The following is a 15470-nucleotide window of genomic DNA, read 5'->3' on the forward strand; positions in this document are numbered from 1 at the left end:
ATCGGAAGACCAGCAAGGCGGCGACCGTTTCGGTCGGGGCCCTTCACGTCGTTCCCGAAGGCTTGCGGCTGCCGGTCGCGACGGCAGCCGATTCTGTCCTGCGCCGGATCAGGCCAGTGGCACCAGCCGGTCGCGATCCGCATCCTGGCGCGCGTCAAGGGCGCCGCGGCGGACGGCCTGCACGACCAGCCCGTGAATCGGCATGCCCCGATCCTGTCGCAGCACCGCAGGCGTCAGGCACGCGTCGAAGCCCGCGTGATCCAGCAGCGTCGCAAGATGCGGCGCGGCATGGGCGAAGCGACGGCTGGGGCGCAGGACATAGGCCTCGGTCCCGTCATGCGCCTCGACCGTGAAGGCGAAGCGGCCGCCGGGGCGCAGCGCCTGCGCGACCCAGGCCACGATCTGCTCCAACGCGCCAAGATAGGCGAAGACGTCGGCGGCGGTGACCAGATCCCACCGGCCCGCCTGCGGGGTCAGCGCCGAGAGGTCGGCCTTGGACAGCCGGTCATAGATGCCCTTGGCCCCGGCCTCGCGCAGCATCTCGGCCGAGATGTCCCACCCCTCCAGCCAGTCCGCGCGGTCGCGCAGATGCGTGCCCATCAGTCCGGTGCCGCAGCCGAGGTCGAGAACGCGCCCAAGCGGACCTGCAAGGCCGGATGCGATCAGTTCCGGCGCGCGATAGTCCAGCTTCTCGACCAGCGATTCCTCGAAGCCAGCGGCATATTGGTCGAACAGCGTCTCGACGAAGGCCGAGGGCATGGCATCGGCCAACGAGCGGTCCCGCAGCAGATCGAGGCACAGCGCCGCGCCCAGCCGGTCCTCGGGGTCCAGATCGAGCGCGCGGCGGAAGGCGTCATCGGCCAGGGGCAGGCCCGCCGCCATGCGGATCTCGCCCAGGCGGAACCAGCCCGCGACCCAGTCGGGCCGCAGTTCCAGCGCCTGGAGATAGATCTCGGATGCGGCATTCGCGTCGCCGGGCAGCATCGCCTCGGCATATTCGGCGCGACGATCCGCAATCAGATCGCCCGACGACAGGGAGAGTATCGACATGTTCAGCTTCTGGGAAAGAAGCGGTCGCCATCCGACCGCAAGCGCCATCTATGCCGATGCGGGGCGGCGTCAAGATGCGACGGTGGGGAAGGGCGGTTCTGGCGGAGGCGGTGGGATTCGAACCCACGGTGGGCTCTCACCCACGTCGGTTTTCAAGACCGGTGCATTAAACCACTCTGCCACGCCTCCGACCGTTGCGGAGTAGCGGGTCGCAGGCGCGACCGCAAGGCTCAGCGAGAGAGGGTGACGCTGTTCGTCGCGCCGCTGACCTCGACCCCGCGGATGCGGGCAAGCTGGCGATAGTTCAGCGGCAGGCCCACGGTGATCGGATCGGTCACGGGGTTCGCGGGCAGGGCGCGGGCGGGGTTGTCGGCGACGGGCGGCAGGGCCACGAAACGCAGGCGCAGGATGCCGTCGGCATCGGGTTCCAGCTTGCCGCGGGGTTGCGGGCGGACGGGAACCAGCGCGGCCTGACGATAGCCCTTGACCGGGGCCGCGCCCTGCACGACCAGCAGGCGGCCTTCGCCCAGGGGCTCCCAGCTGGCGGCGACGATCTGCGGCACGCCGGGGCGTTCGTCGGCCGCGGTGACATATCCGCCCTCGGGGGCGATGCTGGGGGCCGTGCGTTCGGGTTCGGGCAGCCATCCGAGCGGGTTCAGCCGGCTGTCGCCGAACCGTCCGCAACCGGCGATCGCGGTGGCGCCGATCAGCAGCGGCAGGATGAATTTCGCCATGGCAGGTCCCCCTTGTTCCTTGGCCCTTGTGATAGGGGAAAGCGGCTGCGCGGAAAAGCCTCTTTGACCTTCGGGGCAGGCCACGCTAGGCCATGCGCATCTGAAGGAGATGAGCATGGCGACCGCAGCATTCGAAGAGATCGCAGAAACCTTCGACTTCCTCGACGACTGGGAGGATCGCTATCGCCACGTGATCGAGCTGGGCAAGGCGATGCCGCCGCTGGATCCCGCGCTGCAGGTACCCGCGAACAAGGTCGACGGCTGTGCAAGCCAGGTGTGGATCCACCCGCAGATCGCGGATGGACGCTTCGATTTCCACGGAGAGAGCGACGCGCTGATCGTGCGCGGCCTGATCGCGGTGCTGCACGCGCTGTATTCGGGCGTGCCGGTCGGGCAGGTGGGCCAGATCGACGCGCAGGCCGAGCTGTCGCGGCTGGGCCTGGACGAGCACCTGTCGGCGCAGCGCTCGAACGGGCTGCGCGCGATGGTGGAACGGATCAGGCTGCTTTCCGCCGCCGCAAGCTGATCCAGCCGCCGCCCAGCACCCGGCTGCTGTCGTTCTGGTAGAAGACGCAGGCCTGGCCGGGGCTGACGCCTTCCTCGGGGTCCAGCAGTTCGACCTCGGCGCGGCGACCGGGCAGGGGGCGCAGGATCGCGGGCCGCGGCGGGCGGGTCGAGCGGATGCGGACCATGACCGGGATCTCTCCCTCGAACGCCTCGTCGCCCAGCCAGTTCACCTCGCTGACATTGACGGTCTGCGTCGACAGGGCGGCGCGCGGTCCGACGACGACGCGGCGCGTCTCGGGCTCCAGCCGCACCACATAGAGCGGGTCGCCCAAGCCGCCGATTCCCAGACCCCGACGCTGGCCGATCGTGTAGTGGATCACGCCGCGATGCTGGCCCAGCACGTTGCCGTCCATGTCCACGATCTCGCCCGGATCGGCGGCACCGGGGCGCAGCTTCTCGATGACCGAGGCGTAATCGCCATTCGGCACGAAGCAGATGTCCTGGCTGTCGGGCTTGTCCGCGACCGACAGGCCGTATTCGGCGGCCAGCGCGCGGGTCTCGGCCTTGCTCTCCAGGTGGCCCAGGGGGAAGCGCAGGAAGTCCAGCTGTTCCTGCGTGGTCGAGAACAGGAAATAGCTCTGGTCGCGGTTCTGGTCGGCTGCCATGTGCAGCTCGGCCCGGCTGTCCCCCTGCTTGCGCTGGATATAGTGGCCGGTCGCCATGCAGTCGGCATCCAGATCGCGCGCGGTTTCCAGCAGGTCGCGGAACTTCACGCGTTCATTGCAGCGGATGCAGGGCACGGGGGTCGCCCCGGCCAGGTAGGCATCGGCGAATTCGTCGATCACGGATTCGCGGAACTTGTTCTCGTAATCCAAGACATAATGGGGAAAGCCCATGCGCTCGGCCACGCGGCGGGCATCGTGGATGTCCTGACCCGCGCAGCAGGCGCCCTTCTTGGCCAGGGCCGCCCCGTGATCATAGAGCTGCAGCGTCACGCCCACCACGTCATAGCCTTCGGCATGCAACTTGGCCGCCACGACCGAGCTGTCGACGCCGCCCGACATGGCGACCACGACGCGCGTCTGCGACGGCGGCTTGGCGAAGCCGAGGCTGTTCAATTCGGTGTCGCGCGCCGTCGCGCGGATGCTGGTGTCGAGGCTCATGGATGGTCTTTCACGGGTCTTGGCGCGGCCGCAGCCGACGAAACTCGATCAAAATATAGGAGAATGCCGCATATTCTCAACCCCGCCGGGGCGTTCCGGCTAACGCGGTCTTAAGTCGTGGGGGTGCATACCGGCCCCAACAAGCCGGAGGCAGTTCATGTTCGTGAAGAAAACCAATGGTCCGCGGACCGTCACGCTGGCCGATGGGCGCATCCTCAGCATCGCGGACCTGCCGTCCGCCGACACGCGCTGGGTGGCCAGCCGCAAGCAGACGGTGGTGCTGGCGGTGGCCCACGGGCTGATCGCGCGGGACGAGGCCATCGCGCGCTATGGCCTGTCGGACGAGGAGTTCGACGGCTGGTGCGCCGCGGTCGCCCGCCATGGCAAGGCCGCGCTGAAGGTGACGTCGCTGCAACGCTATAGACAGCCGCAGGTTGAGCATCGTAACGGTTAATCGCGGCAGGTAACCTCGTGTTAACCGGTTCGTCTCAATGTTCAGGTTCGAAGAATTCGACGAATCGGGGGATACCAAGAATGCGAATCCTACTTGTGGAAGACGACCCCAGCACGGCCCGCGCGATCGAGCTGATGCTGACCTCGGCCAGCTACAACGTGTTCCGGACGGATCTGGGCGAGGAAGGCATCGATCTTGCCAAGCTCTATGATTACGACCTGATCCTGCTGGACCTGGACCTGCCCGACATGAACGGGATGGAGGTGCTGCGCCACCTGCGCATGTCGCGCATCGACACCCCGATCCTGATCCTGACCGGCAGCGACGACACCGAAAGCAAGCTGCGCGGTTTCGGCTTCGGGGCGGACGACTACATGACCAAGCCCTTCAACCGCGAGGAACTGCAGGCCCGCATCCAGGCCATCATCCGCCGCTCCAAGGGGCATTCGCAGGCGCTGATCCACACGGGCGAGATCACGGTGAACCTCGACGCGCGCTCGGTCGAGGTGGGCGGCAAGCCGGTGAACCTGACGGGCAAGGAATACCAGATCCTGGAATTGCTGAGCCTGCGCAAGGGCACGACCCTGACCAAGGAGATGTTCCTGAACCACCTCTATGGCGGCATGGACGAACCCGAGCTGAAGATCATCGACGTGTTCATCTGCAAGCTGCGCAAGAAGCTGTCCGAGGCGCTGCAGGGCCGCAACTATATCGAGACGGTATGGGGCCGCGGCTACGTGCTGCGCGATCCCGGTCCCGCGGATCAGGAACGGCTGGCCATCGGCGCCTGAGCGCGTCTGGACGACGCGCGCGGCATGGGCGATACCCGGTCCGAAGGGCGGCACGGCGCCGCCCCGGGAAGGCAGGGGTTTGGCAATGGCACAGGAAATCGCGGATCGCATACCGGTCGAGGCGCTGGACAAGGACGCCGCCCGCACCGAGATCGCCGAACTGTCACAGCGGATGTCGGATGCCGACACCGCCTATCACCGCGACGATGCGCCGGTCATCGCGGATGCGGAATACGACGCGATCAAGGCGCGGCTTCTGGCGCTGGAACAGGCCTTCCCCGACCTTGTCCGGGCGGACAGCCCGACCGCGAAGGTCGGTGCCGCCCCCGCCGAGGGCTTTGGCAAGATCACCCATGCGCAGCGGATGATGTCGCTGTCGAACGGGTTCGACGATGCCGATGTTCAGGATTTCCTGGCCCGCGTCCGGAATTTCCTGGGGCTGAAGGCCGACGACCCGCTGGCCGTGACCGCCGAACCCAAGATCGACGGCCTGTCCCTGTCCCTGCGGTACGAGGATGGCGAACTGATCCAGGCCGCCACGCGCGGCGACGGGGCCGTGGGCGAGAACGTGACCGCCAACGCCCGCACCATCGCCGACATTCCCCACCGGCTGGAGGGCGATGTCCCGGCCATCCTCGAGGTCCGCGGAGAGGTCTACATGACCCACGCCGATTTCGAGGCGCTGAACGCCTCGGGCGACGGGCGCGTCTTTGCCAACCCGCGCAATGCCGCCGCCGGTTCGCTGCGCCAGCTGGATCCCGCGATCACCGCGCGCCGCCCCCTGCGTTTCTTCGCCTATGCCTGGGGCGAGGTGTCGGCGCCGCTGGCCGACACGCAAATGGGCGCGGTCGAACGCCTTGCCGCGCTGGGCTTCCAGACGAACCCGCTGATGCAGCTCTGCGACGACGCGAAGGGCATGATCGCCACCTGGGCCGGGATCGAGCAGCAGCGTGCCACGCTGGGCTATGACATTGACGGCGTCGTCTACAAGGTGAACGATCTCGGCTATCAGGCGCGGCTCGGCTTCCGCTCGACCACCCCGCGCTGGGCGCTGGCGCACAAGTTCCCGGCCGAGCTGGCATGGACGCGGCTGGACCGGATCGAGATCCAGGTCGGGCGGACCGGCGCACTGTCGCCCGTCGCGCGGCTGGAGCCCGTGACGGTGGGCGGGGTCGTCGTCTCGAACGCGACGCTTCACAACGAGGATTACATCGCGGGCATCGACAATGCCGGCCAGCCGATCCGCGAGGGGCGCGACATCCGCGAGGGCGACTGGGTCCAGATCTATCGCGCGGGCGACGTGATCCCCAAGATCGCGGATGTGGACCTGTCGCGCAGGCCCGAAGACAGCGTGCCCTTCGCGTTCCCGAGGCTGTGCCCCGAATGCGGCTCGGACGCGATCCGCGAACCCGGCGACAGCGTGCGCCGCTGCACCGGCGGGATGATCTGCCCCGCCCAGGCGGTCGAGAAGCTGAAGCATTTCGTCGGCCGACAGGCCTTCGACATCGAGGGGCTGGGCGCCAAGCAGGTCGAGATGTTCTTTGCCGACACCACGCTGCCCATCCGCGAGCCCGCCGACATCTTCACGCTGGCCGAACGCGATGCGGCGAACCTCGCCAAGCTGAAGAACCGCGACGGCTTCGGCGCCCGCTCGGCCGAGAAGCTGTTCGCCGCGATCGAGGAGCGCCGCCGCATCCCGCTGGCCCGCCTGGTCTTCGCGCTTGGCATCCGCCATGTCGGAGAGGTCGCGGCCCAGACCCTCGCCCGTCATTTCGGGACCTGGGACGCGCTGCTGACCGCCATCGACGGCGCGGCGCAGGAACCCGCATTCGCCGCCACCGACGACAAGCTGCGCCGCGCTGCGCTGCCCGACAGCCCGCATTGGGCCGAACTGACGGGGATCGACGGGATCGGCGGGGTGCTGGTGAACTCGCTCGTGACCACCTTCGCGCAGCCCGCCGAACGTCGCGGCATCGACCGCCTGGTCGAACAGCTCGATATCCAGCCCGCCCAGGCCGCCAGCACGACGCAGACCGAGATCACCGGCAAGACGCTGGTCTTCACCGGCACGCTGGAACGCATGTCGCGTGCCGAAGCCAAAGCCAAGGCCGAGGCGATGGGCGCCAAGGTCGCAGGTTCCGTCAGCGCCAAGACCGACCTGCTGATCGCCGGGCCAGGCGCGGGGTCCAAGGCCACCAAGGCCGCCGACTTGGGCGTCAAGGTCATCGACGAGGACGAATGGCTGCGCATCGCGGGGTCCGCATGACCGAGACGAAGGGCCGCCCCCCGGCTCTGTTCCCTCTGTTCGCGGGGATCGAGACGCTGCCGGGGATCGGCCCGAAGGGTCGCGCGGCGCTGGCGCAGATGGGCATCGAGCGCCCGCGCGACCTTGCGCTGACCCTGCCCACGGGCGGCATCGCGCGCCGCAGCCTGTCGCGGATCGCCGATGCCCGCCCGCCCGAGATCGTGACGATCCCCGTCACTGTGCTGCGCCATCACCAGCCGACGGCCAAGGGTCGGCCCTGGCGGGTCCATTGCTCGGACGGCGGAGGCGATCTGACGCTGGTCTTCTTCCACCCCCGCGCCAAGTGGATCGAGGCGCAGCTGCCCGTCGGCGCGCGCCGCATCGTCAGCGGCAAGGTCGAGCTGTTCGACGCAAGCTGGCAGATGGTCCATCCCGACCACATCCTGCCCGAAGGCGACCCGCTGCCCCCCGCGTTCGAGCCGACCTATCCGCTGTCGGCAGGGCTGACGCAGCGCGTGATGGCCAAGGCCGCAAGCGCCGCGCTGGCGCTGCTGCCCCGTGCCGACGAATGGATCGACGCGCAGCTGATGCGCGATCGCGGCTGGCCCGGCTTTGCCGAGGCGCTGCACCAGGCCCACGCCCCCGAGGCGGCCCGCGCGCTGTCGCCCGACAGCCCCGCGCGGGCGCGGCTTGCCTATGATGAGCTGCTGGCCCACCAGATGACCCTTGCGCTGGTTCGCCGCGAAAGGCGCCGGTTGCGGGGTCGCGCCAGTCCGGGCGACGGCCGCCTGCGCCAGCGCGTTCTGGACAGCCTGCCCTGGCCGCCGACGGGCGCGCAGTCCCGCGCCGTGACCGAGATTACCGCCGACATGGCCAGCGACCGCCGCATGAACCGCCTGCTGCAGGGCGATGTGGGGGCGGGCAAGACGCTGGTCGCCATGCTGTCCGCGCTTGCCGCGGTCGAGGCCGGGGGCCAGGCCGTGCTGATGGCCCCGACCGAGATCCTCGCCCGCCAGCATTTCCGCGCGTTGGAGCCTCTGGCGCAGGCCGCGGGTATCCGGCTGGCCGCGCTGACCGGTCGCGACAAGGGCGAGGGGCGTGCCCGGACCCTGGCCGATCTGGCCGATGGCGGCATCGACATCCTGGTGGGCACCCATGCCGTCTTCCAGAAGGACGTGCATTTCCACGACCTCCGCCTTGCGATCATCGACGAACAGCACCGCTTCGGCGTGGGCCAGCGTCTGGAACTGGCCGCCAAGGGCGAGGTGCCGCCCGACATGCTGATCATGACCGCGACGCCCATCCCGCGATCGCTGGCCCTGTCGCAATATGGCGATCTGGACCTGTCGGTGCTGGACGAGAAACCGCCGGGGCGTCAGCCGATCACGACCGTCATGATCGGCGATCAGCGCATGGACGAGGTGGTCGAACGCCTGCGCCGTGCCCTGGCGCAAGGGGCGCGGGCCTATTGGGTCTGCCCGCTGGTCGATGAAAGCGAGGTCACCGACCTGACCGCCGCCGAGGCGCGGTTCACCGCGCTGCGCGCGCAGTTCGGCGACATGGTACGCATGGTCCACGGCCAGATGCCCGCCGATCAGCGCGACGCGGCCATGTCGGATTTCGCCAGCGGTCGCGCGCAGCTTCTGGTCGCCACCACCGTGATCGAGGTGGGCGTCGATGTCCCCGAGGCCACGATCATGGTCATCGAACGCGCCGAGAGCTTCGGCCTTGCCCAGTTGCACCAGCTGCGCGGGCGCGTCGGGCGCGGGGCAGGGGCCTCGACCTGCCTGCTGATGTATCACGCCCCCCTGAACGAGACCGGGCAGCGCCGCCTGACGACGCTGCGCGACACCGAGGACGGCTTCCGCATCGCCGAGGTCGATCTGGAGATGCGCGGCGCGGGCGATGTCATCGGAACCGCGCAATCGGGCCTTCCGCGCTTTCGCATCGCGGACCTGGAACACCAGGCCCCGCTGATGGCCGTGGCCCGCCAGGATGCCCGCGCGCTGCTGGAAATCGATCCCCTACTGGAGGGCGAACGCGGCCGCGCGATCCGCATGCTGATGTGGCTGATGGAGCAGGATCGCGCGATTCGGATGATCCAGATCGGCTGACAAGCACGAATGTTCTTAAAAAGTTCTTTACCGAATCGTCCTCATATGAGAACAAAGCGGCAACAGAGAGGAGTTGCTGCCCATGACCCGCGAATTCGTCTGTGATGTGATCGGTATCGCCGCGCTGACCGCCACCACGCTGGTGGTCCTTTACCTGCCGGTGATCCTGCAAGCCTGAGATCTGCCCCGCGTCGCTGATACGGTGCCCACGCCTGTGCACCGCCTCTGTCCAAGCACGCGCAACTGGACCGGTCCTGGCAGGGACCGGTCCTTTTTTCTTCCGCGATTCCGGTGGGTTCAGGCCGCGGCCTTGTCCATCGCCTCCAGCGTGGCGTCCCATGCCAGCAGGATCGAGGCGTGGCGGTTCGGATATTCCCGCGCGGGCAGCAGGGCCTCGAGCTCGGCGAAGGGGCCGTCGGGGGCCGGCCCGTCCTGTTTCAGCATCGCCGACAGCCGGTCGCGCGCGGCCGCGATCGTTGCGCGGTCCATGCCGATCACCGCAGATCCCAGCACGGATGCCGAGGCCTGGCCCAGGGCGCAGGCGCGCACCTCCTGGCCGAAGCGAGCGATGCGCCCGTCCTGCAGGCCCAGATGCACCGTCACCGACGATCCGCAATGCGGCGAACGGCGCATCGCGCTGGCATCGGGGGCCTCGATCGTGCCCAGATGCGGGATCGTCGTGGTCAGCGCCAGGATGCGCCGAGAGTAGAGCTGCATGAGGTCGGCTTCGGCCATGGATCGATCCTTGCGGTATTCCCGGTGCCGGGGCTTTCGCGCCCGGTCCTGGGGTTCTAGATAGGAACGCGGATTGCGAAAGGAAACCCGATGTTCGACCCTGCCGGCCTGAAATACGACACGAACGGTCTGATCCCCGCCATCGCGCAGGATGCGACCACCGGCGAGGTGCTGATGATGGCGTGGATGAATGCCGAGGCCGTCGCCCGGACGCTGGAAACCGGTCGCGTGACCTATTGGTCGCGGTCGCGCCAGTCCTTCTGGATCAAGGGCGAAAGCTCGGGGAACGTGCAGGAGCTGGTGGATTTCCGCGTCGATTGCGATGCCGACTGCCTGCTGGTCATGGTGAACCAGACCGGCCCCGCCTGCCACACGAACCGCCGCAGCTGCTTCTATACCGCCATCCGCGACGGCGAACCGGTCGAGCTGATGCAGCCGATGGCCTAGAGCCCGACCATCCGCAGGATGTCCTGCGGTTCCGCGCCCTGATCCCGGAAGGCACGGATGGCCCGGGCATCGTCGCGCTTGGCCAGCCTGCGCCCCTCGTGGTCGCGGATCAGCCGGTGATGCAGGTAGTCCGGAACCCGCAGGTCCAGAAGGCGCTGCAGCAGCACGTGGATGAAGGTCGAATCGAACAGGTCGCGCCCTCGCGTCACCAGAGTGACGCCCTGCGCCGCGTCATCCACGACCACCGCCAGGTGATAGGACGTGCCCATGCCCCGGCGCGACAGGATCACGTCGCCGATATCCGACAGGAACTGCGCGCGCGTCATGACATGGTCCTGCCCGCCGTCGCGAAACCCGATGCGGTCGGTCGCCAGTGCGTCGAAGGCGCGCGCGACGTCCAGCCGGATCACGTCGTCGGGGCCTGCATCGCGCATGTCGCGCCCGCGGCAGGTGCCGGGATAGATCAGTCCGTCCGGCCCGGCGGGCAGCGCGCCCTCTTGCGGGGCGGACATCGCGGCGCGGATGTCGCCGCGACGGCAGCGGCAGGGATAGGTCAGGTCGGCCAGCCGCGTCAGCGCGTCCATGTATGCGGGCATCCGGTCCGACTGGCGCAGGACGGGGCTTTCCCATTCCAGCCCCAGCCATGACAGGTCCTGCAGGATCGCGGCCTCGTATTCCGGGCGGCAGCGGTCGCGGTCGATATCCTCGATCCGCAGAAGGAATCGCGCCCCGGCCCTTGCCGCGACGATCGCGGAAAAGGCGTGCCCAAGGTGCAGAAGCCCCGTGGGCGAGGGCGCGAAGCGGGTTACTGCGCCGCCAGCCATGCCTGGAAATCGTCCTTGGCGCGCTGCGTATAGGCCGGATAGCGGTCCTTGCGGCCGCGCCGCCCGCCGCGCATTTCCGGCAGGGGCGGGAACAGGCCGAAATTCACGTTCATCGGCTGGAAGGTCTTGGCCTCGGCCCCGCCGGTGATGTGGTTGACCAGCGCGCCCATCGCGGTGGTGAAGGGCGGCGGCCCCAGATCGCGGCCAAGCGCCTGCGCGGCGGCCATGCGCCCCGCCAGAAGCCCCATGGCCGAGCTTTCGACATAACCCTCGACGCCCGTCACCTGGCCCGCGAAGCGCAGGTTCGGCCGCAGGCGCAGGCGCATGCGGTCGTCCAGCAGCGTGGGCGAGTTCAGGAAGCTGTTGCGGTGGATGCCGCCCAGCCGCGCAAAGCCCGCATCCTGCAGGCCGGGGATCATGCGGAACACCTCGGTCTGGGCGCCGTATTTCATCTTCGTCTGGAAGCCGACGATATTGTACAGCGTGCCCAGGGCGTTGTCGCGGCGCAGCTGCACCACGGCATAGGCCTTTTCCTCGGGCTTGTGGGCGTTCGTCAGGCCGACGGGCTTCATCGGGCCGTGGCGCAGGGTCTCGCGGCCGCGCTCGGCCATGACCTCGATCGGCAGGCAGCCGTCGAAATAGCCGGCGGTCTCGCCCTCGTGGAACTCGGTCTTGTCGGCGGCCAGAAGCGCGTCGATGAAGGCCTCGTACTGCTCCTTGTTCATGGGGCAGTTGATATAGGCCTTCTGCTCGGCCTCGGTCTCGCCCTTGTCGTAGCGGCTCTGTTCCCAGGCCACCGACATGTCGATCGTGTCGGCATGGACGATGGGGGCGATCGCGTCGAAGAACGCCAGCGCGTCGGCGCCGGTCACGTCGCGGATCGCATCGGCCAGCCCGTCCGAGGTCAGCGGCCCGGTCGCCACGATCCAGTTGCCGTCCTGGGGCAGCTCCGTGATCTCGGCGTCGCGGATCTCGATCAGCGGTTCGGCCCGCAGCGCCTCGGTCACTGCGGCGGAGAACGCATCGCGGTCCACGGCCAGCGCGCCGCCCGCGGGCAGGCGGTGGCGGTCGGCCATCGACATGATCAGGCCGCCCGCGGCCCGCATTTCCCAGTGCAGCAGGCCCACGGCGTTCATCACGTCGTCATCCGAACGGAAGCTGTTCGAGCAGACCATCTCGGCGCAATCGCCGGTGCGATGCGCGAAGGTGCCCTTCGAGGGGCGCATCTCGTGCAGGATGACGGGGACGCCCGCGCGGGCGATCTGCCAGGCGGCCTCGGACCCGGCCAGTCCGGCGCCGATGATGTTGACGGGTTCCATGCGGGCCTCCGAATGCTGCGGATGGGGCAGCAGCTAGCAATCCGCGGCCCCGAATGAAAGAGGCGGCGCCCGTTGGGGCACCGCCTGCGACGATTTGGGTGCATGCCCGATGGGGCAGGCGATCAGCCTTCGGCTGCTTCCTCGGCCTCTTCGCCTTCGGCCTCGGCCTCGTCCGAACGCAGGGCGGACGGAGCGGCGATGTTCGCGATGACGAAGTTGCGGTCGATGGTCGGCTTGGCGCCTTCGGGCAGCTTCACATCGTTGATGTGGATGCTGTCGCCGACTTCCAGACCGGCCAGATCGACGACGATCTGCTCGGGGATGTCACCGGCGGTGACGATCAGCTCGACCTCGTTGCGGACGTGGACGATCGTGCCGCCCTTGCGCAGACCCGGGCAGTTGTCCTCGTTCTCGAAGACGACCGGGATGAACAGGTTCACCTTCGAGGTGCGGCGCAGGCGCATGAAGTCGATGTGGATCGGCAGATCCTTCACGACATCGCGCTGGACGCCACGGCAGATGACGCGGACGTCGTCCTGGCCTTCGACCTTGAGGTTGAACAGGGTCGCCATGAAGCGGCCTGCGCGCAGCTTGGTCAGCAGCTTGTTGAAGTCGAACTGGATCGCAACGGGTTCCTTGTTGTCCCCATAGACGATGCCTGGCACCTTGCCTGCACGGCGAGCTTGGCGGGCGGCCCCCTTGCCCGTCCCCGCGCGAGGCTCGGCCACCAGATCCGGGATCTCTTTGGCCATATCTCTAATCCTTACATTTGTTGACGGCGCCATCCTCCAAGGGTGCATGGCGACCAAGCGGTGCCCTTAACGCAAACCCGATTGCATGTGAAGCCGGAAAAGCACATTCCCGCGCGCAAGGATGGCAGTGCTTGGCCCCTCGCGGCGGTTCGGTCATATTGCGCGGACGAATCCGCATCAGGCGGGCGAAGCATTGAGGCGGAACTTGAGGCAGGCAACGAATCGCCATGCGGCGACGGACTGGATGCGTCTTGCGATGGCGGCATTCGTCGTCATCGGACATTCGGGCGCGGCGCGTGATACCATCGGCATGGCGGATCTTGCCGCCGGCAACACGCTGCTGCGGGTGGCGGTGCCGGTCTTCACGTTGATCGCGGGGTTTTACGCGGAATCCATGCTCCGGCGTGGCGATCTGTCGAAATGGTCGGGCAGGCTGCTGGCGCAATATGGCGGCTGGTCGCTGATCTATCTGGTGTTCCTCGCGACCTATTTCCTCAACCGTTCGGGGGTCCGCACGTTCGAGGAACTTGTGCTGGGCTTCATGCACCTGTGGTTCCTGATGGGCCTTGCCCTGGCCGGGATGATGCTGGCCTTCTTCCGCCGGTTCGGTCCCTTCGGGGTGGCCGCGTCCGCGATCGGCTTTGCCGCGGCAGGGTTCTTCATCCAGCATGCGCGCATGGCATGGGGAATGGAGTTGGACCTCGAGCTGTATCGCAATGGTCCGTTCTACCTCTATCCCTATCTGGCCATGGGCTGGCTGCTGGCCAGGGTTCCGGCAGAGCGGCTGCCATCGACGCCGGTGCTGGGGATCGCCTTCGGGGTCGGTATGGCGCTTGCGATGTATCAGAGCGGGTACTGGCTGCAGCGCCTGGGCGAGGATCCGCTTCTGGAGATGCCGTTCGGCCATCTGTTGATGTGTCCGGCGCTGTTTCTGCTGGTGCTGAGGCTGCCATTGCCCGAGACCCGGCTGCCGCTTGGTCGCGCGGCGGCCGGGATCTATGTCATGCATGTGCTGGTGCTTCAGGGGCTGCCCTGGATTGGTATCGATACGGCGTGGATCCGCGCGGTGATCGCCTTTGCCGTGCCCTTCATGATCGTGGCGGTCACGGTGTCGCTCAGCGCGCGGATGCCGTTCCTGTCGCGGCTGTTCTAGGCGACGGGGTATTCCGACAGGAAGTCGCGCGGGATCAGCATGTTGTGGCGGCCCACATCGTCGATCCGGCGTTCGCCGCACAGCGCCATCGTGGTGTCCAGCTCGGCCCGGATGATCTCGAGTGCGCGGGTCACGCCCTGTTCGCCCATCGCGCCCAGCCCGTGCAGCCAGGCCCGCCCGATCCAGGTCGAATGGGCGCCCATCGCCAGCGCCTTCAGCACGTCCTGACCCGAGCGGATGCCGCTGTCCATGTGCACCTCGACCCGGTCGCCCACGGCATCCACGATATGCGGCAGCATCCGGATCGAGGACATCGCCCCGTCCAGCTGGCGTCCGCCATGGTTGCTGACAACGATCGCATCCGCCCCGAAATCCGCCGCGATCCGCGCATCCTCGGGGTCGAGGATGCCCTTCAGGATCAGCTTGCCGCCCCACATGTCGCGGATCGCCGCGATCTTGTCCCAGTCCAGCCTCTCGTCGAACTGCTCGGCCGTCCAGCTGGACAGGGAACTGGTGTCGCCGACCCCCTTGGCGTGGCCCACGATATTGCCGAAGAAGCGGCGCTTGGTGCGCATCATGCCCATGCCCCACCGCCAGCGGGTCGCAAGGTCCAGCATCGTGGGCAGGGTGAACTTGGGCGGGGCCGAGAGCCCGTTCTTCAGGTCCTTGTGCCGCTGGCCCAGGATCTGCAGGTCCAGCGTCAGGACCAGGGCGCTGCAATTCGCGGCCTTGGCGCGGTCGATGATGGCGGCCAGGAATTCCTGGTCCTTCATCACGTACAGCTGGAACATGAAGGGCTGCGAGACATTCTGCGCTACATCCTCGATCGAGCAGATCGACATGGTGGACAGGCAGAAGGGGACGCCGAACTTCTCGGCGGCGCGGGCGGCGTGGATCTCTCCGTCGGCATGCTGCATGCCGGTCAGGCCGACGGGCGCCAGCGCCACCGGCATGGTCGAGGGCAGGCCCACGATGTCGCGCGCGACGCTGCGGTCCGACATGTCCACGGCGACCTTCTGGCGCAGCTTCAGCTGGGCGAAATCGGTCGTGTTCTCGCGGAAGGTCTGTTCGGAATAGCTGCCCGATTCGGCATAGTCGTAGAACATCTTCGGCGTCCGCGCCTTGTGAAGGCGCTTCAGGTCCTCGATGCAGGTGGTGACTGGCACGGTTTCTCCCCCCTCA

The 15470-nt window shown here is 67.8% G+C and carries 15 protein-coding genes and 1 tRNA gene; 7 read left to right on the top strand and 9 right to left on the bottom strand.

Annotated elements, in window-relative coordinates:
* Positions 1-108: 108 nt before the first annotated feature.
* The 3 genes from F804_RS0113390 to F804_RS0113400 form a co-directional block, all read right to left on the bottom strand.
* Positions 109-1050, bottom strand: coding sequence for a class I SAM-dependent DNA methyltransferase (locus F804_RS0113390; protein ID WP_028725981.1), 942 nt, complete (start codon positions 1048-1050; stop codon positions 109-111).
* A gap of 99 nt (positions 1051-1149) precedes the next feature.
* A tRNA-Ser gene (locus F804_RS0113395) sits at positions 1150-1239 on the bottom strand.
* Between the two features lie 41 nt (positions 1240-1280).
* On the bottom strand, positions 1281-1784 hold the full coding sequence (locus F804_RS0113400) for a hypothetical protein (protein ID WP_022708259.1): 504 nt from the start codon (positions 1782-1784) through the stop codon (positions 1281-1283).
* 115 nt (positions 1785-1899) lie between these two features.
* Between F804_RS0113400 and F804_RS0113405 the strand changes: the two genes are divergently transcribed.
* A complete protein-coding gene (locus F804_RS0113405) occupies positions 1900-2310 on the top strand; it encodes a SufE family protein (RefSeq protein WP_022708260.1) in 411 nt (136 codons plus the stop codon).
* On the opposite strand, the gene mnmA is transcribed toward F804_RS0113405, so the two are convergent.
* Positions 2282-3454 carry a tRNA 2-thiouridine(34) synthase MnmA gene (mnmA, locus tag F804_RS0113410; protein WP_022708261.1) on the bottom strand — a complete coding sequence of 391 codons (1173 nt, stop codon included), beginning with the start codon at positions 3452-3454 and terminating at the stop codon, positions 2282-2284. The genes F804_RS0113405 and mnmA overlap by 29 nt on opposite strands.
* A 157-nt stretch (positions 3455-3611) precedes the next feature.
* On the opposite strand from mnmA, the gene sciP reads away from it, so the two are divergent.
* The 4 genes from sciP (at position 3612) to recG (ending at position 9058) form a co-directional block, all read left to right on the top strand.
* Positions 3612-3908 (top strand): CtrA inhibitor SciP, encoded by a 297-nt coding sequence (gene sciP / locus F804_RS0113415; RefSeq protein ID WP_022708262.1) that lies wholly within the window; start codon positions 3612-3614, stop codon positions 3906-3908.
* An 80-nt stretch (positions 3909-3988) separates the two neighbouring features.
* On the top strand, positions 3989-4699 hold the full coding sequence (gene ctrA, locus F804_RS0113420) for a response regulator transcription factor CtrA (RefSeq protein WP_022708263.1): 711 nt from the start codon (positions 3989-3991) through the stop codon (positions 4697-4699).
* A gap of 85 nt (positions 4700-4784) precedes the next feature.
* On the top strand, positions 4785-6965 hold the full coding sequence (gene ligA, locus F804_RS0113425; protein ID WP_022708264.1) for an NAD-dependent DNA ligase LigA: 2181 nt from the start codon (positions 4785-4787) through the stop codon (positions 6963-6965).
* On the top strand, positions 6962-9058 hold the full coding sequence (gene recG, locus F804_RS0113430; RefSeq protein ID WP_040596050.1) for an ATP-dependent DNA helicase RecG: 2097 nt from the start codon (positions 6962-6964) through the stop codon (positions 9056-9058). The genes ligA and recG overlap by 4 nt, the downstream gene beginning before the upstream one ends.
* A 297-nt stretch (positions 9059-9355) precedes the next feature.
* On the opposite strand, the gene F804_RS0113440 is transcribed toward recG, so the two are convergent.
* Complete coding sequence (locus tag F804_RS0113440; protein WP_022708267.1) at positions 9356-9793, bottom strand: iron-sulfur cluster assembly scaffold protein; 438 nt, start codon at positions 9791-9793, stop codon at positions 9356-9358.
* Positions 9794-9883: 90 nt separating this feature from the next.
* Between F804_RS0113440 and hisI the strand changes: the two genes are divergently transcribed.
* Positions 9884-10240 carry a phosphoribosyl-AMP cyclohydrolase gene (gene hisI / locus F804_RS0113445; RefSeq protein WP_022708268.1) on the top strand — a complete coding sequence of 119 codons (357 nt, stop codon included), beginning with the start codon at positions 9884-9886 and terminating at the stop codon, positions 10238-10240.
* Here the strand turns inward: hisI and gluQRS are convergent.
* The 3 genes from gluQRS to F804_RS0113460 all read right to left on the bottom strand — a co-directional run bounded on the left by gluQRS (position 10237) and on the right by F804_RS0113460 (position 13135).
* Complete coding sequence (gene gluQRS, locus F804_RS0113450) at positions 10237-11064, bottom strand: tRNA glutamyl-Q(34) synthetase GluQRS (RefSeq protein WP_022708269.1); 828 nt, start codon at positions 11062-11064, stop codon at positions 10237-10239. The two genes, hisI and gluQRS, sit on opposite strands and share 4 nt — an antisense overlap.
* Positions 11046-12383: a methylenetetrahydrofolate--tRNA-(uracil(54)-C(5))-methyltransferase (FADH(2)-oxidizing) TrmFO gene (gene trmFO, locus F804_RS0113455; protein ID WP_022708270.1), complete on the bottom strand. Its 1338-nt coding sequence runs from the start codon at positions 12381-12383 to the stop codon at positions 11046-11048. Before trmFO ends, gluQRS begins: the two co-directional genes overlap by 19 nt.
* Before the next feature lie 122 nt (positions 12384-12505).
* Positions 12506-13135, bottom strand: a complete 630-nt coding sequence (locus F804_RS0113460) for a 50S ribosomal protein L25/general stress protein Ctc (RefSeq protein WP_022708271.1) — start codon at positions 13133-13135, stop codon at positions 12506-12508.
* A gap of 244 nt (positions 13136-13379) precedes the next feature.
* On the opposite strand from F804_RS0113460, the gene F804_RS0113465 reads away from it, so the two are divergent.
* A complete protein-coding gene (locus F804_RS0113465) occupies positions 13380-14288 on the top strand; it encodes an acyltransferase family protein (protein WP_022708272.1) in 909 nt (302 codons plus the stop codon).
* On the opposite strand, the gene F804_RS0113470 is transcribed toward F804_RS0113465, so the two are convergent.
* On the bottom strand, positions 14285-15454 hold the full coding sequence (locus tag F804_RS0113470; protein WP_022708273.1) for an alpha-hydroxy acid oxidase: 1170 nt from the start codon (positions 15452-15454) through the stop codon (positions 14285-14287). The genes F804_RS0113465 and F804_RS0113470 overlap by 4 nt on opposite strands.
* Positions 15455-15470 lie beyond the last annotated feature (16 nt).

Origin of the sequence: Paracoccus zeaxanthinifaciens ATCC 21588 (assembly GCF_000420145.1) — a bacterium.
Lineage (GTDB): Bacteria > Pseudomonadota > Alphaproteobacteria > Rhodobacterales > Rhodobacteraceae > Paracoccus > Paracoccus zeaxanthinifaciens.